This is a genomic window from Saxibacter everestensis, assembly GCF_025787225.1.
GTDB lineage: Bacteria > Actinomycetota > Actinomycetes > Actinomycetales > Brevibacteriaceae > Saxibacter > Saxibacter everestensis.
Map to the genome: position 1 here is coordinate 21,561 of NZ_CP090958.1, position 17,747 is coordinate 39,307.

The 17,747-nt window shown below is 62.6% G+C and carries 16 protein-coding genes; 10 read left to right on the top strand and 6 right to left on the bottom strand.

Going from position 1 to position 17,747, the window contains the following annotated elements; translation table 11 throughout:
- Positions 1-515 precede the first annotated feature (515 nt).
- From clpB to LWF01_RS00115, 3 genes are all read left to right on the top strand, one after another.
- Positions 516-3,161: an ATP-dependent chaperone ClpB gene (clpB, locus tag LWF01_RS00105; protein ID WP_349639002.1), complete on the top strand. Its 2,646-nt coding sequence runs from the start codon at positions 516-518 to the stop codon at positions 3,159-3,161.
- A gap of 226 nt (positions 3,162-3,387) precedes the next feature.
- Entirely contained in the window at positions 3,388-4,635 is a 1,248-nt protein-coding gene (locus LWF01_RS00110) for a Gfo/Idh/MocA family protein (protein WP_349639003.1), read from the top strand.
- On the top strand, positions 4,629-5,693 hold the full coding sequence (locus LWF01_RS00115; RefSeq protein WP_349639004.1) for an AfsA-related hotdog domain-containing protein: 1,065 nt from the start codon (positions 4,629-4,631) through the stop codon (positions 5,691-5,693). Before LWF01_RS00110 ends, LWF01_RS00115 begins: the two co-directional genes overlap by 7 nt.
- A 3-nt stretch (positions 5,694-5,696) precedes the next feature.
- Here the strand turns inward: LWF01_RS00115 and LWF01_RS00120 are convergent, their stop codons facing one another.
- Positions 5,697-6,278: a ScbR family autoregulator-binding transcription factor gene (locus LWF01_RS00120; RefSeq protein WP_349639005.1), complete on the bottom strand. Its 582-nt coding sequence runs from the start codon at positions 6,276-6,278 to the stop codon at positions 5,697-5,699.
- A 105-nt stretch (positions 6,279-6,383) separates the two neighbouring features.
- Here LWF01_RS00120 and LWF01_RS00125 point away from each other — a divergent pair, with 105 nt between their 5' ends.
- Positions 6,384-7,319, top strand: coding sequence for an NAD-dependent epimerase/dehydratase family protein (locus tag LWF01_RS00125; protein ID WP_349639006.1), 936 nt, complete (start codon positions 6,384-6,386; stop codon positions 7,317-7,319).
- A 12-nt stretch (positions 7,320-7,331) separates the two neighbouring features.
- Here the strand turns inward: LWF01_RS00125 and LWF01_RS00130 are convergent, their stop codons facing one another.
- Complete coding sequence (locus tag LWF01_RS00130) at positions 7,332-7,649, bottom strand: helix-turn-helix domain-containing protein (RefSeq protein WP_349639007.1); 318 nt, start codon at positions 7,647-7,649, stop codon at positions 7,332-7,334.
- A 178-nt stretch (positions 7,650-7,827) separates the two neighbouring features.
- Here LWF01_RS00130 and LWF01_RS00135 point away from each other — a divergent pair, with 178 nt between their 5' ends.
- The 6 genes from LWF01_RS00135 to LWF01_RS00160 all read left to right on the top strand — a co-directional run bounded on the left by LWF01_RS00135 (position 7,828) and on the right by LWF01_RS00160 (position 14,250).
- The gene (locus tag LWF01_RS00135) at positions 7,828-8,868 is read left to right on the top strand and encodes a Gfo/Idh/MocA family protein (protein ID WP_349639008.1); all 1,041 of its coding nucleotides are present in this window, start codon (positions 7,828-7,830) and stop codon (positions 8,866-8,868) included.
- On the top strand, positions 8,865-9,986 hold the full coding sequence (locus LWF01_RS00140) for an ABC transporter permease (RefSeq protein ID WP_349639009.1): 1,122 nt from the start codon (positions 8,865-8,867) through the stop codon (positions 9,984-9,986). Before LWF01_RS00135 ends, LWF01_RS00140 begins: the two co-directional genes overlap by 4 nt.
- Positions 9,983-10,951 (top strand): sugar ABC transporter substrate-binding protein, encoded by a 969-nt coding sequence (locus LWF01_RS00145; protein ID WP_349639010.1) that lies wholly within the window; start codon positions 9,983-9,985, stop codon positions 10,949-10,951. The genes LWF01_RS00140 and LWF01_RS00145 overlap by 4 nt, the downstream gene beginning before the upstream one ends.
- Before the next feature lie 65 nt (positions 10,952-11,016).
- Positions 11,017-11,868, top strand: coding sequence for a sugar phosphate isomerase/epimerase family protein (locus LWF01_RS00150; protein ID WP_349639011.1), 852 nt, complete (start codon positions 11,017-11,019; stop codon positions 11,866-11,868).
- Positions 11,861-12,745 (top strand): sugar phosphate isomerase/epimerase family protein, encoded by an 885-nt coding sequence (locus LWF01_RS00155; protein ID WP_349639012.1) that lies wholly within the window; start codon positions 11,861-11,863, stop codon positions 12,743-12,745. Before LWF01_RS00150 ends, LWF01_RS00155 begins: the two co-directional genes overlap by 8 nt.
- Positions 12,742-14,250 (top strand): sugar ABC transporter ATP-binding protein, encoded by a 1,509-nt coding sequence (locus LWF01_RS00160; protein ID WP_349639013.1) that lies wholly within the window; start codon positions 12,742-12,744, stop codon positions 14,248-14,250. Before LWF01_RS00155 ends, LWF01_RS00160 begins: the two co-directional genes overlap by 4 nt.
- A gap of 22 nt (positions 14,251-14,272) precedes the next feature.
- On the opposite strand, the gene LWF01_RS00165 is transcribed toward LWF01_RS00160, so the two are convergent.
- The 4 genes from LWF01_RS00165 to LWF01_RS00180 all read right to left on the bottom strand — a co-directional run bounded on the left by LWF01_RS00165 (position 14,273) and on the right by LWF01_RS00180 (position 17,465).
- Complete coding sequence (locus LWF01_RS00165; protein ID WP_349639014.1) at positions 14,273-14,734, bottom strand: DUF4383 domain-containing protein; 462 nt, start codon at positions 14,732-14,734, stop codon at positions 14,273-14,275.
- Positions 14,735-14,877: 143 nt separating this feature from the next.
- Positions 14,878-15,969 carry an NADH:flavin oxidoreductase/NADH oxidase gene (locus tag LWF01_RS00170; RefSeq protein WP_349639015.1) on the bottom strand — a complete coding sequence of 364 codons (1,092 nt, stop codon included), beginning with the start codon at positions 15,967-15,969 and terminating at the stop codon, positions 14,878-14,880.
- Positions 15,970-16,013: 44 nt separating this feature from the next.
- Positions 16,014-16,583 carry a septum formation family protein gene (locus LWF01_RS00175; RefSeq protein ID WP_349639016.1) on the bottom strand — a complete coding sequence of 190 codons (570 nt, stop codon included), beginning with the start codon at positions 16,581-16,583 and terminating at the stop codon, positions 16,014-16,016.
- A gap of 342 nt (positions 16,584-16,925) precedes the next feature.
- The gene (locus LWF01_RS00180; RefSeq protein WP_349639017.1) at positions 16,926-17,465 is read right to left on the bottom strand and encodes a septum formation family protein; all 540 of its coding nucleotides are present in this window, start codon (positions 17,463-17,465) and stop codon (positions 16,926-16,928) included.
- Between the last annotated feature and the right edge of the window lie 282 nt (positions 17,466-17,747).

Below are 17,747 nucleotides of genomic sequence, written 5' to 3' on the forward strand. Positions count from 1 at the left end.
GTAGGAACTTTGGCTGTTGGATTTGTGCTGTGTGCGGGTGCCGTAGTCGGGGTAGCAAGCGTGGCCTCCGCGGGCGTCGAGACTTCGACCGTCGCTGGCATTGGAAGCTGGCCGAATGGTGGCGGCGGCGGCAACCGCTAGTTCTACCTGGCCGCGGTCGTGACTTCCGGCCTTAAACGCGCTAGCACTGCTGCTCGGCACAGAAATGCCACGGATCTGCAGTCCGTGGCATTCTGCTGGCAGGTAGTAGCCTCCATGCTTCCCCTCTTATCCGGCGCATCCCCGACGTTCTGCCGAACAGCCTCTCTCAGCCTCCTCTCCTGACCGAGCCTGCCACTTCGATATATGACAAGCACGTGACAAACCCTGCCCTTCGCTTTCCCCAAGGAGAAGTACCTCCCCTCCGGCTACCGAACCTCCGCTGAGTTAAACTTGAGTGGAACAAACTCAACTTTATTCACGTTGAACTGTCAGATGCCAGGTAACAACGCCGGGACTGACTGCAGGAGGTTTGCATGGACACAAAATTCACAACCAAGGCGCAGGAGGCGCTGGCCTCTGCTGTGCAAAGTGCCGCTGCAGCCGGGCATCCGCAGGTCGGTCCGGAGCATCTGGCCGCCGCACTTCTTTCCCAGCAGGGCGGCGTGGCTGATGCCCTGCTAGAAGCTACCGGCGTCAACGTCGCGCAGCTGAGTCATCGGATCACGGGCCAGCTCGGCGCGCTTCCCGCTGCGGCGGGTAGCTCTGTCGCCCAGCCGCAGTTGTCCCGCCAAGGTCTTCAGGTACTCCAGGCTGCCAGTGAAGAAGCCAGTGCGCTCGGCGACCAGTATGTTTCCACCGAGCACCTGTTGCTTGGCCTGACGAAGGACACTGGAAACGTCGGCGAGGCCCTCCGCGGGGCGGGTGCCACGCGGGATGCTGTCCTTGCCGCGCTGCCAAGCGTTCGCGGAAGTGCCAAGGTCACCACGCCTGATCCGGAAGGCACCTACAACGCCCTGGAAAAGTACGGCCTCGATCTCACCGAGCAGGCCAGTCAGGGCAAACTCGACCCGGTGATCGGCCGGGATTCTGAGATCCGCCGTGTCGTCCAGGTGCTCTCCCGGAGGACGAAGAACAACCCGGTGCTGATCGGTGAGCCGGGCGTCGGTAAGACCGCCGTCGTCGAGGGACTTGCCCAGCGAATCGTTGCGGGTGACGTTCCTGAATCGCTGCGCGGCAAGCGGCTGATCAGCCTTGACCTGGCGGCCATGGTCGCCGGGGCGAAGTACCGCGGCGAGTTCGAAGAGCGCCTGAAGGCGGTGCTGGAAGAGATCACCTCGAGCGACGGCGAAGTCGTCACCTTCATCGACGAGCTGCACACCGTTGTGGGTGCTGGTGCCAGCGAGGGCTCAATGGACGCCGGAAACATGCTCAAGCCGATGCTTGCCAGGGGTGAGCTGCGCCTTGTCGGTGCGACCACACTCGACGAATATCGTCGGCACATCGAAAAGGATCCGGCGCTGGAGCGCCGGTTCCAGCAGGTCTACGTCGGCGAGCCAAGCGTGGAAGACACGATCGCCATCCTGCGCGGTTTGAAGGAGCGCTACGAGGCGCACCATAAGGTAGCGATCTCGGACGCCGCGCTCGTCTCCGCGGCGTCGCTGTCAGATCGGTACATCTCCGGCCGGCAGTTGCCGGATAAGGCCATCGACCTGATCGATGAGTCTGCATCGCGACTGCGGATGGAGATCGACTCGGCCCCGGTTGAGATCGATGAACTGCGCCGCGTCGTTGACCGGCTCAAGATGGAGCGGCTGGCACTTGAGAAGGAGACCGACGCTGCCAGCCAGGAACGTCTGGCCGCGCTGGACTCGGATCTAGCCGATCGGCAGGAACAGCTGAGCTCCCTCAATGCGCGCTGGGAATCGGAAAAGGCAGGTCTGAACCGGGTCGGCGAGTTGAAGCAGAAGCTCGACGAACTGCGGTCCCAGGCCGAAAAGGCCCAGCGCGACACGGACCTTGAAACCGCCTCACGCCTGCTCTACGGCGAGATTCCGACCATCGAACGAGAGCTCGCCGAGGCGCAGGCAGAAGACGAATCGGCGCAGTCCCGATCAGACGCAATGGTCGCGGATGAGGTCGGTCCCGATGACATCGCCGAAGTCGTCTCGTCGTGGACGGGCATTCCGGCCCGCCGGTTGTTGCAGGGCGAGGTGCAGAAGCTCCTCGGCGCCGAAGCTGTGCTCGGTCAGAGGCTGATCGGGCAAAAACGCGCGGTCATCGCGGTGGCGGACGCCATCCGGCGCTCGCGAGCGGGCATCGCCGACCCGGACCGGCCGACCGGATCATTCATGTTCCTCGGGCCAACTGGCGTCGGCAAGACGGAGCTTGCGAAGTCGCTCGCGGACTTCCTGTTCGATGATGAGCGTGCCATCGTTCGCATCGACATGAGTGAATACGGTGAGAAGCACTCCGTCGCGCGCCTGGTCGGCGCTCCGCCGGGATACGTCGGTTACGAAGAAGGCGGTCAGCTGACCGAGGCAGTGCGGCGCCGGCCGTACTCCGTCGTGTTGCTCGATGAAGTGGAGAAGGCGCATCCGGAGGTCTTCGACATCTTGTTGCAGGTACTCGACGACGGTCGGCTCACCGACGGCCAGGGCCGCACAGTCGACTTCCGCAACGTCATCCTGATCATGACTTCTAACCTTGGTTCGCAGTTCCTGGTGGATGCCTCGCTGGACACCGCTCAGCAGCACCAGCAGGTGATGTCGATGGTGCGCTCCGCTTTCAAACCGGAGTTCCTGAATCGGCTCGATGACATCGTGATCTTCGACGCGCTGAGCGTCGACGAACTCGGCAGCATCGTCGACTTGCAGGTCGACAGGCTGGCAGAACGGTTGAAGGAACGGCGATTGCAACTTGAAGTGAGCCCGGCGGCGAAGGAATGGCTTGCGCTCGAAGGCTTCGATCCGGCGTACGGCGCCCGACCGCTCCGGCGCTTGGTGCAGCGCGAGATCGGCGACCAACTGGCGAAGAAGATCCTAGCCGGCGAAATCCGAGACGGGGATACAGTGCTGGTCGACCGGCCCGAGGGTAGTGAAACCGACGAGACGATCGCCGGTCTTACGGTAGCCGCGAGGCACCCTGGCGTCACCCACGAACCGGACGGCGGCGAGCGCTAACCCTCTGCCCGGGCGCATTCGGCCGGGTGCGGCCTCCGCTTGGCGTAGGCCACACCCGGCGCTTGGCGTGGGCCACTCTCTCTGAGGGCCACATGAAAGTGCTTGACCGGGGTATGAGCGGCACATAGATTCCTGCTACATACCGGTCGCCCTGTATGCTCCCTTCGCCGACGCGGCTGGTCGATTTTCAATGAACCAAAAACAATGGAGTTTGGTGGTTCTTGTCATGATCCTGAACGATACGAAGCCGCCCGTCGAGGCAGACGGTCGAACCTTCTCAGTTGGAATTGTCGGTGCGGGCCAGTTCGCAAACCGCCTGGCCGAACTGTTTCGGCGACATCCGCTGACCGGCAGATTGTTCGTCACGGATGTGGTGCCGGAACGGGCGAAAGGACTTGCCGAACGGGTCGGCGCAACCACGCTCGAAAGTTTCGCCGCGATGCTGGCCGACGACCGAGTCGACGCGGTTGCCATCTTCACCCAGCGATGGACGCACGGTGGTCTCGCCGCCGAAGCCCTGTCCGCGCACAAGCACGTTTACTCGGCGGTGCCGATGGCGGTTTCCCTACCGGAGACCACCGAGATCGTCGACCGGGCGCGGAATTCCGAGCTGATCTACATGCTGGGCGAAACAAGTTTCTACAACCCAGCCGTGATGTATGCCCGACGGCGCTACGAGCAAGGCGACTTCGGCACCGTGGCATATTCCGAAGGCGACTATCTGCACGATATGGACCTGGGCTTCGCCGACGCTTACCGGTACAGCGGCGGACGGGATTGGCGCCGAACGGCGTCCTTTCCGCCGATGCTCTACGTATCCCATTCTGTCGGAGGTGTGCTCGGCGTGCTGCCGACCAGGGCCGTGGCCGTGAGCTGCTTCGGCTGGGCAGATCCCGTCCCCGATGGGATCTTCGAGAAGAAGACCAGCATCTTCGACAACGATTTCTCCAACTCGACGGCATTGTTCCTCCTGGAAGACTCAAGCGTGATGCGAATCAATGAGATGCGACGGGTCGGCTATCCAGCGAAAACCAGGGAATCCAGATTCAGGTTCTTCGGAACGCAGGCCAGCTTCGAGCAGATCGCCACCAAGAGCCTCTGGCATACCAAGACGACAGTTGAAGACGTGTCCGACCTTTTCGATCTCGTCAGTCCCTCGCGGATCGGCGCCGTTGCACCGGACGATCGGGATCAATCCATGCTTAAGGCGCTGTTATCGGGAACCGCGCCGACGCAGGACAGGACGAGGCTGCCCAGGGAGTTCGACGGTGCGCCGAACGGCCATCTCGGCTCGTACCAGTATCTGGTCGACGATTTCATGCGCGCGATCTGGAGCGGGACGCCGCCGCCGATCGACGCTTTCCGCGCAGCCGACTTCACAGTACCGGGCATAGTGGCCCACCAGTCAGCGGTGCGTGGCGGGGAACTACAACTGATTCCGGATCCGGTACCGAGGGCGGGGAAACAATGCTGACCCCCGACGTTGAAAAAGCGGTCGCATCGCACGAGAGCTTCGTTCCCAGAAAGCTCGTGCACAGGCTATCGATCTCCGAGGTCCTGATGACCGACGCTCGCCGAACAGGGCGGAACACCTACATCTGCGGGGCGCAATGGCCGCGCTGGCACGTCTTCTACGAGAATCGTCCGTTCGGTTTTGACACCGCGCTTATCGAGGAGACGCTGCGCCAGGCAACGATTCTGGTATGTCACAAGTTCTACGATGTGCCGTTCGACTACCACTTTCTATTGCTTCGGATGCGGTTCGCCATTGGGCATCAGTGCGCCATGTCGCAGATCGAACCTGAGGAGCTTTCACTCAACCTCAGATTCGACCGGATTCGATATCAGGGGAAGCGATTATTCGCCTGCCGATCCCGCGCCCAGTTGAAGGCCCGTGGTCAGACGATCGGCTACGCGAGTGCGGACGCGAGGATAGTCACGCCGCCGGTTTACCAACGGATGCGCGGAGCCACGATGCCGGAACTGGACGTCTCCGTCGAAGGACGGGCAAAGGGGCGGGCCGACGGACGGGCCGACATCTCCGCCGAGGCCCGGGCCGGGGTCCGGGCAGACATCTCTGCCGAGGGACCGGCCGGGGTCCGGTTGGTTGGTGAGTTCCCGGATGACGGGGCCCCGGCTACCGGTCCGATTCCGGCCCCGGCAGTCGGAAAGACGTCAGCGTGGAACGTCTGCATCGGCCCGCCTACCTCAGCCTTCCACTGGCCCTTGCTGGTCGACACCAGCAATCCGGTCTTCTTCGATCATCCGCTGGACCATACTCCGGGCATGCTGTTGCTTGAAAGCATGAGACAGGCTGTCCGACTGGCACTTGCTGATCCATCGGCGGACTTTGACTCGCTGGACGCGAAGTTCACTTCGTTCGTGGAAATCGGCCTTCCCGCGGATATCCGACTGGCGTCCGGTGCCGAGCTTCCGGAGCCTCGGTCGAGATTTCGGCTGTCGGTTGTGCAGGGCGACGCGGAATGCGTGGTGGCGGAAGTGACTGTCGCCGAGGATCACCCGGAAGCGTGATCCCTAAGTTTGCTGCCGTAGCAGAAAATCCCAGAGCTGGTCCACGCGTTGCAGCAGGTCGGCTCGCTCGGACAAGACGCCTGAGACAAGTTGGGCACCGGTGAAAGAAGAGACGATGAACCGCGCGAAGGCCTCGGTGTCCAAGTCAGATCGCAATTCACCTGCCGCGACTGCCTTTTCCGCAAAGGTCTGGCAAGTCGTTTGCCATTCTTCATATGGTTCCACCACGCGGACCGAGATAATCGACGATTCAAGGGTGAGCTTGATTCCGGCCCGCATGATGACGCTCGTGAGCAGCAGCCGGGCAAACTCCCGCGTGATCTCCTGCAGGGCTGCCAATGGAGAGCCGTTTCGCTCCGCGGCATCGCGGGCGACCGTCATCGCCAGGGCATGCTGGGTCTCGATAACGGCCAGTGCCAGCTCTTCTTTGGACGAAAAGTGGAAGTAGAGTGCGCCCTTGGTCACCCCGGCCTCGTCGGTGATAGCCGACAGCGCCGCGTTGCCGTATCCCACCCGGTCGAAGACCAGCGCGGCACCCGCGATGATCTGCTCACGCGTGACAGTTGGTTGTCGTTTGCCCGCCAAAGCGTCCTCTCCGCGAAAGAGCTCCGAGCGTCAACATCAACGCCGGAATCGAATGCTTTAGTTTACTCCGGCGAGCGGCGGCGGAACTTCCGAGGAACGATTCTGGTGACCGGCGGCAGTGGCTTCGTCGGCTCTGCGATAGTGCGGCAGTTGACGACGGACGGGAACTGGCGTATCCGGCTGCTGGCTCGCGGCCGCGCGGATGATCCCCAGGCATCGGGCAAGCTGGACGATCCGCAGGTTTCGCAGGTAGTTGGTGACCTCGATGACGAGGTTTCACTGCATCAGGCATGCGCCGGTGTTGACTCGGTGATCCACGCTGCCTCCTACCTTGGCCCGGATGCCGAGCTGGCCGAACGCACGAATCATTGCGGCACCCGCCGGCTGCTTGCTGCCTGTGCGGCCGCCGGCGTCGGGTCGGTGATCTACCTGAGCACGACCTCGGTCTACGGTTCCGGGCCGCACCGCGGTGCGGGCGAGAACGAGGCACCGGTGTCAGCCGAATCGGCAGTCAGCCGCAGCAAGGCGAAGGCGGAACGCCTGGTGCTCGGCTTGGGCGGCACGGTGCTCAGGGCCGGGTTGACCTACGGAGCAGGCGACCGCTGGTGCCTTCCCGGGCTGGTCGAACTAACCCGCGGCATCGGTGGCCTGGTGGATGGCGGGCGGGCGTTGAGTTCGATCATCGACGTCGACCATCTCGGTTACCTTGCCGCGAGACTTGCCGGCAGTATGTCCGGCGTTCCGGAGGTGCTGCACGCTGCCTACCTTGAGCCGCGAACTATTCGTGAGATAGTCGCCCGGCTTGAGACCGACCTCGATCTGGGCCTCCCTCGCGGGGATCTGCGCTACCCGGTTGCCCTGCCGCTTGCCCGCCGAGCGGGATTCACGCCTCATCAGCTCGACCTGGTTTCGACGGATCACTTCTATGACGTCTCGGCGCTGAACTCGCGGCTTGGCCTGGCCGGATGCGGTGAGTTTTCCGGACACGGTTTTTCGCTCAGTCCTACTGCGCTCTCCTGGTATCGGGAGGTGCTGCCGTGACGGTGTCGGCGATCAGCGTCGACGGGACTTCTTATGCGTCTGCATTCCTTCGACACTGACCGTCTCGCCGGCCTCGCCCAGGTCTTTCCGCCCGGCAGGCTCCGGGAGCGCGGTGAAGCCTTCGGTCAGCAGTTCGAGCGCGTCCACTGCGATGGCATCGGCGAGCCGCTCCACTGATTTAAGTGTCAGGTTGCGCTCGCCGCGTTCCACGCCGCCCATGTATGTCCGGTGCACTCCCAAAACGTCAGCGAACTGCTCCTGACTGAGGCCCCTGGCTTCGCGATGTGTCCTGAGATTGCGACCGAGCGTCTTCTGCAGGTCGCCTTCCATACCTTCCAGAATCTGTTCTTGCTACTTGTCAGTCTACAGACTTATGAGTAGCATTAGGCAAAAGTGAGTTCGATCACAGCAAAAGTGCTTCGGAATTAGCTCAGTTTTCCGCGGCTCCGATTGCCAGGACCGAGCTCAAGGACCATCGGTCCGTCCGCTCGTTCAAAGGAGAATCAGTGTGAAACTTGTTCAGGTTGGTCTTGGAGCCTGGGGCGCTTCGTGGCTGTCCGTGGTTGACCGAAGCCCCAGGTGGGACCTCGCGGGCTTGGTCGACATCGATAGCGAAGCCGCTCGCGCCGCGGGTGAGCGGTATGGTGTGCCCTCGGGCACGCGACTCGCTGATGCGCTGGCCGAAGACGTGGACGCCGTGCTGGTGATTGTTCCGCCCGAGTTCCACGCCGATGTCGCGGTCGAGGCAATGGCTGCGGGCAAACATGTTCTGATCGAGAAGCCACTGGCGCATTCGTATCCTGACGGCCTCCGGATAGTCGAGGCAGCTCGCACCTCGGGTGTCACCGCAATGGTCTCGCAGAACTATAGGTTCAGCCGGGCGGCCCGTACTGTGCAGCGTCTGGTCCGTGAGGACGTCATCGGGCGGGTGCGACAGGTGTTCATCGACTATCACAAGAATCCGCCGTTTGAGGGCTTCCGGCTCGTCATGGATGAGCCCTTGATCGTCGACGCGATGGTGCACCACCTGGATCAGATGCGCGGCATCCTTGGCATCGAGCCGGCGCTGGTCCGGGCTCGGTCCTGGAACCCGGCATGGTCCCGGTTCACCGGAAACTCATCGGCAGTTGTCGATGTGCGAACGGCGGACGGCGCCACGATTGCCTACTCAGGATCCTGGAGCAGTCTCGGTCCGCAGACGAGTTGGGACGGAGACTGGAACATCCAGGGCGACAAGGGTGCCATCATCTGGCGGAACAACTCGATCGAGATCCACTTCGCGTCGCTGTTCGACACCGTATTCCTGCCCGGAGCGCGAGAGGAGTCCGGCGTACTGCACGTCGACCTCGATGTCGTCGAGGCGGAGGACAGACCGGGCACGCTTGCCGCCTTCGCGGATTCCATCGTCGATGGCACAGCGCCGGAAACCGACGTGGAAGACAACCTGAAGAGCCTCAGCCTGGTGCAGGCGACAGTTGAATCAGCCCGAAACCACGGTGCCGCGGCGCAGCCGAAGTACACCGAAGCCAAGGCAGGGGTGCCGTCGTGATCACCCGGACGTCATCCAGTGTTACGCGTGCCCTCGGCAGACTCGCCGGGGATCAGGGACTTCTGTTCGTGGTCCTGGGATTCGGCATCTTGCTGGCGATTTTGTCGCCGGTATTCCTTACCCCGGCGAACATCATCAATCTGCTGTATCAGTCCACGATCCTGGGCGTGTTCGCAATCGGAATGACTTTCGTCATCCTGACGGCGGGCATAGATGTCTCGGTGGGGGCAATCGCCGCGCTGACCTCGGTGCTCTCCATGGGCGCCGTCGTCCGTATGGGATTGCCCTGGGAACTCGGGATAGCTGCCGGTCTGCTGATCGGCGCGCTGTGCGGGGCGGTCAACGGGGTGATGGTGACGGTGCTCGGCATCTCGCCCCTGATCGCGACCCTTGCGACGCTGAGCGCCGGAGCGGGCGTGGCCTTTGCCTACTCGGACGGTGGAAACATTACGCCGGTGCCTGACCTTCTGGTGACAGTGGTGAACGCGAAGATCGCCGGAATTCCGATTCTGATTCCGGCCGTGCTGCTGCTCGCCGTACTGGTGCACTTCGTACTCACCCGAACGGTCTTCGGCCGATCGGTGTACGCGGTCGGCGGCAATCCGGAGGCGGCGCTGCTGGCCGGCATTCGAGTGCAACGCGTCCGGCTGAGCTGTTACGTCATCTGCGGCCTGACCGCGGCTCTTGCCGGCTTGATGCTGACCGGGAGGCTGGCTTCCGGAAGTCCCCGGGCCGGCGAAGGCATCGAGCTGACAGTGATCGCGGCCGTCGTCATCGGTGGCACGAGCCTGTTCGGCGGGCAGGGAAATATCAGGGGAACGCTGCTCGGTGTGCTGCTGATTTCAATGGTGACCAACGCCGTGAACCTGCTTGGCATCCCGTCGTCCTGGGACAAGATCGTGCAGGGACTGGTCATCTTCCTGGCCGCAGCACTGGATGTCTATCGACACAAGTACGTGCAGAAGAAACTTTCGCGGGCGGCCAAGCCCCCGCCGGCTCCGGCAACTGCACCGGAGGCACATGCGGCCTCGGAATCCGCATCGCATGGCGTCGACGTCGACGCAACCGAAATGGCACATGCCGCCGCTAGGGACACTCACAAGGAGACGAAGTCATGAGAAGAATACGATGGGCCGTTGCCGCGCTCGCCGCCGTAACCCTGAGCCTGACCGGATGTGCTGCCGCCGGCTCGGACGCCGACGGCAAGCCCAAGATCGCGGTACTGCTTTACAGCCAGCAGTTCGAGTTCATGGTCGCGCTGGCCGACGGAATCAAGCAAAAGGCCGACGAACTTGGTGTCGAGGTCACTGTGTTGGACGCCCAGGGGGATTCCTCAACCCAAATCAGCCAGATCCAGGACCAGCTGGCGAAGAACGTGGACGCAATCCTGCTCTCCCCGAACAACTCCGAGGAACTGGTTCCGGGCGTGAAGATGATCCACGACGCCGATAAGAAGGTCGTCACGGTCGACTCCGTCGTCGCGGGGGACATTGCCGACGCAGCCGTGGCCTTCAACAACGAAGCGGCGGGGAAGATGGGCGCGGAACACCTCGCCAAGCTGATCGGTGAAGAGGGGAAGGTCCTTGAGTTCCAAGGCGCCAAGGGCGCCTACCACGCCTCGTTGCGCGGCAAGGGCTTCCACGAAGGGATAGCCGAATTCCCGAAGGTGGCAATCGACGGTCGCGACTCCGAATGGGCCGCCGACAAGGCGCTCGCAATCACGGTTGACGCCCTCACAGCCGATCCGCAGATCAAGGGACTGTTCAGCCACAACGATGAGATGGTCCGCGGGATCGTCTCCGGTCTGAAGCAGATCGGCAGGACGGCTCCCGCAGATGACCCCGACCACACGCCCGTCGTCGGCGTCGATGGAACACCGTTGGCCCTGCAAAGGATCAGGGACGGGTCAGAGGCCGCAACTGTCGATCAGGACCCGTACGTGATGGGTTCACTTGCCTTGCAGACGGTCGTCGATCTGCTCGACGACAAGGAGGTGGAGAAGCTGCAGCTCACCGAGCCGAAGCTGATCACGAAGGACAACGTCGATGACGCGAAGCTCTGGGGCAACGTCTTCAAGAGCTAGGCATTCCAACATCGGCCCACCCGAACACAAGCTCATTACAAACCAGCAACCGGAGGTTTTAGATCATGACGCGGTTCAAGTATTCGTACAACGCCATTGTGTACTACCAAGAAGACATCGCCCGCGGAATCGAGCGGGTCGCGAAATTCGGCTACGACGCAATCGAGCTCGTCGGTGAACCAGCGCAGCACGATCCCGGAAGAATCCGCTCGCTTACCGCGAATAACGGCGTCACGGTGAGTTCAATCTGCAGCATCTGGTCCGGCGCCGAGCGGGATCTGGTGCACCCGGATGCAACAAACCGGCAATCAGCGGTGGACTACGGCAAGGCCGTCGTCGACTTCGCGGCCGAGGTCGGCGCGTCGACTGTGATTGTCGGACCTTCGCCGGTCGGCAAGGTCGCCGCGCTCGCCGACCCCGAACAGGAGTGGGCATGGGCAGTCGAAAACGTTGCCGCCATCGGCGAGCATGCCGCAGGCGTCGGGGTTGAGATCACCCTGGAGCCATGGAATCGTTACGAAACCTACTTCCTTAATCGGTTGGAGCAGGCGGTTTCCCTGGTGGAGGAGACCGGGCTGGCCAATGCCGGTGTGCATGGGGATCTGTTCCACATGAACATCGAGGAACTGTCGATTCCGCAGGCATTCCGGCGTGCAGGGAGCCTGGTCAATCACGTTCACCTGGCCGACTCCACCCGCGCTGCGCCGGGCACCGGGCACATCGACTTCGCTGCCGTGCTCAAGGCGCTGGACGAGATCGGGTTTTCCGGTCACCTGACCTTCGAACTGCTGCCCGCCGCATCGGACCCATTTGCGATGATGGCCCGCGGCGGCCATCTCGAGTTCCTCGATCCCTACACCGAACAGTCGATCGAGCGGCTCAAGGACGTGGAGAAGGAGTTGTGGCCAGATGCTTGATCACGCTGCTGCCAACCGGCAATGGGGAGGAAATCAGCTGGGTATCAGCTCCTTCATCCTGGCCTCACCGTTCTCCGATCAGGACGTCGATCAGTTCGACTACGCCCTAAAACTCGGTTACGACCTGTTCGAGGTCTGCATCGAAGACACCAACCTGGTCAGTTCGCAGGCGCTGAATTCCGCCGCGGAACGCACCGGACTGGCGATCTCGATTTGCGGCGCGTTCGGGCCGGAGCGCGATGTTTCGCATGAAGACTTCGCTAACAGGAGGGAAGGCATCGGGTACCTGAAGCACTGCGTCGATGTCGCAGCGGAAGTTGGCTCGCCGCACGTCGCCGGCCCGATGTATTCGGCGACAGGCAAGGCCCGGCTGTTGTCCCCGGCCGAACGTGCCGAACAACGTGCGCAGGCTGTGGACAGTCTCCGTGAGGCTGCGGACTACGCGGGCGAGCGCGGCGTACGGCTGGCCATCGAGCCGCTGAACCGGTTCGAAACCGACCTGGTCAACACCGTCGAGCAGGGGCTTGAGCTGTGCTCGTTAATTGATCGGGAGAACGTCGGCTTGATGCTGGATACCTTCCATATGAACATCGAAGAGAAGGCGCCGGGTGCTGCTATCCGGCTCGCCGGGGATAAGGTCTTCCACTTCCAGGTCTCAGAGAATGATCGCGGTACCCCAGGGTCCGGAAATGTGGCCTGGGCCGACGTGTTCTCTGCGCTCCGCGATATCAACTATCGTGGCGCGATTGTGGTCGAATCCTTCCTGCCGACAGTTGCCGAAATCGCCCGGGCGGTATCTTTATGGCGACCAGTTGCCGGCTCGATGGACGAACTCGCGCGCGAAGGTCTCGCATTCATTCAGGCGAGCGTTCGATGACGCCACATCCAGCCACATCGGCACGGACGGAGGCCCCTGTGGTCTCCGCCCGTGGCGTGGTCAAACGGTTTCCCGGAGTGATCGCGCTCGGAGGGATGGACTTCGAGCTCTTCGCTCACGAGGTGCACTGCCTCGTCGGGGAGAACGGAGCCGGGAAGTCCACCCTGATTAAGACGCTGAGTGGCTTCTATCAGCCGGATGAGGGAGGTATCCAGATCGATGGCGCGCCTTTGACGGCCACAACATCGGCCGCGCGGCAGAGCGGGATCGCCACCATTTACCAGGAGCACAACCTGGTGCCGTACCTGAGCGTTGCCGAGAACGTGATGCTCGGAAACCTTGGCGGCAGGCGCGGCTTTGTCTCCCGCCGGGCCATGCATCAGCGGGCGACAGTGGCGCTGTCCCGGGTCGCGCCTGGAATCGACCCGCGTGCAGAGGCGCGCAGCCTGACCGTCGTCGAAGGGAAACTTGTCGAGATCGCCCGGGCTGTCGCGCAGAACGCCAGGGTGATGATCCTCGACGAGCCGACAACGGCGTTGGCGGACGCGGATGTCGACGTGTTGTATCGGCTGATCGGTGAATTGAAGGCGTCAGGGATGGCCATCCTCTACGTTTCGCACCGGATGGAGGAAGTGCTTTCCCTGGCCGATCGGATAACGGTGATTCGGGACGGCAAGACTGTGGCCTCGTCGCTACCGGCCGGGGAACTGGATCAGGATCAGATAGTGCGCCTCATGGTCGGTGACGAGGTGAAGCTCTTCGAACACACAGATCGCGAAGCGGGTGCTGTCGTCCTGGAAGCCAGGGCGCTTAGCCGGGAAGGCGCTTTCTACGACATCAATCTGGGCGTGCGGTCGGGAGAAATCGTCGGCCTGGCCGGCCTGATCGGTGCCGGGCGGACCGAGATCGCCCGCTGTATTTACGGTGCGGATAAGTCAACAGCTGGGCAGGTATTCGTCGACGGGAAACGACTCAGACCGGCCTCGGTTAGTGAAGCTGTTCGAAATGGGATCGGTCTGGTGCCCGAAGAACGCAAGCTGCAGAGCATTATCCCGATGCTTACGGTGGAGCAGAACATTACGCTCAGCGTCCTTCGGCGGATCAAGAAGTTCGGTGCGATTCGAAAACGCGCCGAAGCCGATATCGCCTCCCGTTACATCGCCGACCTCCGGATCAAGACCCCGTCGGCAAGGACACAGATCCGCACGCTCTCTGGCGGGAATCAGCAAAAGGCGATTATCGCCAGATGCCTCGTCAACCGGCCCAAGGTTCTTATCCTTGACGAACCCACGAAAGGCATCGATATAGGAGCGAAGGCCGAGATCCACCGGCTGATCGAACTGCTCGCGGCGGACGGCGTCGCCATTCTGGTAATTAGCAGCGAGCTACCCGAACTCATGGCGCTGTCGGACCGGATAATCGTCATCCGTGATGGCTATCAGGTCGCGGAACTCAGCCGGTCCCAAGCCACCAAGGATGCGATTATGCGGTTTGCGGCCGCATGATGGACGGCCGCACCGAGCGAACCTACGCGGCGTCCGTGCGCCGATTCCGGGTTAGCAGCAGTCCAAGCGCGACCATAACAACGCCGAGCACCAGATGCAGCCAGTTATCTGCGGAGTTGAATGGGACGAAGTTGGCCATCGATTCATGACCAATGAGCAGACCATAAATCCACAGCACCAGATAGATGACGCCGCCCCAGATCAGGTAGCCTCGCGCCCCACTTACGGTCCGCGCCATGAGAATTCCGGCCACACCGAACAACAGGTGAACAACGTTGTGCAGTATGGAGACCTGGAAGACCCCTAACAAGAGAGAGCCTGACTCATGACCGGCAAATTGCATTTCACCGAAGTTGCTGGTGATCCCTGGGACGAAACCGAGTATTCCGACCAGCAAGAAGACGACGCCCACGATTAATGCTGCCTTTTGGACATTTGTGCGGGCTGAACGACGATCCGTCGAGCGAGGTGATGCAGTTGACATGATCACTCCAAAACGAGATCCATGGCCGTCGAATAGGCGGTTACCATATAATTTTACTCCTCACTCGGCCGCCTGGACATGTACTGCACGGATCCATTTTCGGATGCTGGCGGAGGCTTTACCCCGCCGGTGGTGCGCGATTGCTACCGGGAGGCGGGTGCCTGATCCCAGGAACCGCGAATGTGCTGGTCAGGCCAGCTGGCATCCTGGTTCGAGACGCCCAGCTCGTAGGCGGCCCGCAGCGGCCAGGAGGGGTCGCGTAGACCTGCCCGGGCGAGCAGAACCACGTCGGCCTCGCCACGACTCAGGATCTCCTCCGCATGCTTCGGTTCCGAGATAAGGCCAACCGCTCCGGTGGGAATTCCTGCGCCCGCCCGGATCTGCTCCGCGAACGGCACCTGGTATCCGGCCTCGGTCGGTATCGACGCTTTGGCGTTCCCGCCGCTGGAAACGTCAACCAGGTCCACGCCAAGATCTTTCAGCACGCCGGCTAGTTTTGTCGATTGCTCGACATCCCAGCCATTTTCAAGCCAATCGGTGGCCGAGAGTCGGACGAACAGTGGCTTACCGTCTGGCCAGACCGATCGAACGGCTTCGATGATCTCCACCAGGAAACGGATCCGGTTAGCGAAGGCGCCGCCGTATTCGTCGTCACGATCGTTGGATAACGGCGACAGGAATTGGTGCACAAGGTAGCCGTGCGCCCCGTGCACTTCGATCACGTCGGCGCCTGCGGCATCCGCACGCTCTGCCGCGGCCGCGAAGTTCTGCACAGTCAATGCGATATCTGCCGTGCTCATCCGGGTTGGCGCGCCGAAACCGTCGAAGGCGAGAGTGGATGGTCCAACCGTCGGCCAGCCGCCCTCGGCCGGTGGCACACTGCCGCGGCTCGGGGACCAGGGACGATATGTCGAAGCCTTCCGTCCCGCGTGAGCCAGCTGGATTCCGAATCGTGCGTCTTGCGAATGGACAAAGTCCGCAATCCGCTTCCAGCCTGCTGCCTGTTCGTCATTCCAGATTCCGGCATCCTGCGGCGAGATCCGGCCTTCTGGGACAACCGCCGCTGCCTCGGTCATTATCAGACCGAATCCGCCAGTTGCCCGCGCACCGAGGTGCACCAAGTGCCAGTCATTGGGCATGCCCTGCTCAGAGGAGTACTGACACATCGGGGCCAGCCACACCCGGTTCTTGAAGCTGACGGACCGCAGGGAGTAGGGCTCGAAAAGGGCGCTCATGGATTCCTTTCGATCAGGCTGAACCTTTGGAACAGGCTGAACTTCTAGATCAGGCTCGACGTCAACGGTTCGCCATCCGTGGCGACGATGCAGGTCACGGCGCGATCGCCTTGCTGCCAGGTACTCGCGGACGGGTACAGGTAGAACAAGCTGACCGGCTCCGATTGTTCCGCGGCCTTGGGAGCCGCCTTGGGAACCTCTGCCTGGCACAGCCGTGCGGACTCACGACGAATTTTCATGTTGTCGAATGCGGCGTCATCGGGCAACTCGGCGACCAGAACAACCTGGCCGACATGTCCGTCGTCGCATGGGACGCCCTGGTAGGGGGAGGTGTTGAGAGATCGCAGGCAGTCGCCGCGCGCCAGCTCGAATGGTTTCAGCTCGCCGCGGCCGGCGACCGCAGTGTCCAGGTCAACCGACTTCACCGAGTCGATGGCGCGGATGGTGAGGGTGAGCGTGAGCGCGATCGCGGCGATGGCGGCCACGGCGATTGAGACCGCGAGAACCAGTCTGTTGCGGCGGAAGTGCCGACGAGCGGTGCGTTGCGGGTCACCGAGACCGACGTAGCCGGGTGCGGGCGGCATTGGCTGCTGCGGGTAAGGCTGCCGCGGCATTGGCTGCTGCAGGTACGGCTGTGCTGATCCGGGTTGTGGCGCGGGCTGTTGCCGGGGCTGGGCTTGCCACCCGGGCTGGGTTTGCCAGCCGGGCGGGGGTGGCCCGGTGGGCTGGGCTTGCCAGCCGGACTGGGGAGGCCCGGTGGACGGCGACGACGACTGCTGCGGGTAAGGCTGCGATCCGAGGGGTGGCGGGGCGTACGGTCCAGGGCTGGGTGGCACCTGAGTTCTTGTCGACGCATTCGGATCGCTTGCGGGAGCCGCCTGCTGATCCTCCTGGCGTGCGGTATCCGGGGACGCCCAGGGATTTTCAGGATGGCTCGGCATCAGCTTGTTCAGGCCTTACTGCGTCTTGATTTTCGACCCGGTGATGTCGCCGCCATCAACTCGGACGATGAGGCAGACGATCTGCTTCTCTCCCGGCATGCTCCACGTCTGCTCGCTGGGTCCGACGAAGTACGGCGAGTACTCGCCGTTCATCACCGATGAGTCGAGGGCGCTGGACGCCTCGGTGGAACACAGCTCCTTCGCCCGCTCGGTTATCACTGACTCGCCCGGGTAGGACGTGTCGGTGATCGGCTCGTTCGCGTATACCTGGCCCTGATGCGGGGTTTCGCAGTCGATCGGCCCGCCTGCCGTGCCTGCGCGCAGGGCTTCCACATCGGCAATGCAGTCACCGACCAAGAGGTCGGCCTTACTGCCGGTGCCCGTCCCGGTCGAAGGCTCGGGAGACGGCGAGGGGGTGCCCGTGGACGGGTCTGACGGTGCAGTGGTGTTCTCATCGGTGAAATCCGGCTGGGCGAACGGATCTTCGACCGGCTTGGGAGAGGCAAGCATTGGAATCAGCACAATGGCACCGACGGCAAGCAGGATGAGAACCAACGCGCCACCGCCGAGTCCGAGCCAGAGTCCGAGTCGGCTCTTTTTCGCTGGCTGGCCTGCGGGGTAGCCGCCAGGATAGCCAGCGCCAGGATAGCTCGCGCCAGGGTAACCCTGAGCCGGAGGCTGCTGGCCGTATTGGTTTGGCTGGCCCTGCTGCGGTTGTTGTGGGTAACCCTGAGCGGGAGGCTGCTGGCCGTATTGGTTTGGCTGGCCCTGCTGGGGCTGTTGTGGGTAACCCTGAGCGGGAGGCTGCTGGCCGTATTGGTTTGGCTGGCCCTGCTG

What these genes read in the sequence shown, in the direction of transcription:
- LWF01_RS00160 (WP_349639013.1), top strand. Translation starts at nt 12,742, where the DNA reads ATGACGCCACATCCAGCCACATCGGCACGGACGGAGGCCCCTGTGGTC.
- LWF01_RS00110 (WP_349639003.1), top strand. Translation starts at nt 3,388, where the DNA reads ATGATCCTGAACGATACGAAGCCGCCCGTCGAGGCAGACGGTCGAACC.
- LWF01_RS00145 (WP_349639010.1), top strand. Translation starts at nt 9,983, where the DNA reads ATGAGAAGAATACGATGGGCCGTTGCCGCGCTCGCCGCCGTAACCCTG.
- LWF01_RS00115 (WP_349639004.1), top strand. Translation starts at nt 4,629, where the DNA reads ATGCTGACCCCCGACGTTGAAAAAGCGGTCGCATCGCACGAGAGCTTC.
- LWF01_RS00155 (WP_349639012.1), top strand. Translation starts at nt 11,861, where the DNA reads ATGCTTGATCACGCTGCTGCCAACCGGCAATGGGGAGGAAATCAGCTG.
- clpB (WP_349639002.1), top strand. Translation starts at nt 516, where the DNA reads ATGGACACAAAATTCACAACCAAGGCGCAGGAGGCGCTGGCCTCTGCT.
- LWF01_RS00130 (WP_349639007.1), bottom strand. Translation starts at nt 7,649, where the DNA reads ATGGAAGGCGACCTGCAGAAGACGCTCGGTCGCAATCTCAGGACACAT.
- LWF01_RS00150 (WP_349639011.1), top strand. Translation starts at nt 11,017, where the DNA reads ATGACGCGGTTCAAGTATTCGTACAACGCCATTGTGTACTACCAAGAA.
- LWF01_RS00175 (WP_349639016.1), bottom strand. Translation starts at nt 16,583, where the DNA reads ATGCCGCGGCAGCCTTACCCGCAGCAGCCAATGCCGCCCGCACCCGGC.
- LWF01_RS00165 (WP_349639014.1), bottom strand. Translation starts at nt 14,734, where the DNA reads ATGTCAACTGCATCACCTCGCTCGACGGATCGTCGTTCAGCCCGCACA.
- LWF01_RS00170 (WP_349639015.1), bottom strand. Translation starts at nt 15,969, where the DNA reads ATGAGCGCCCTTTTCGAGCCCTACTCCCTGCGGTCCGTCAGCTTCAAG.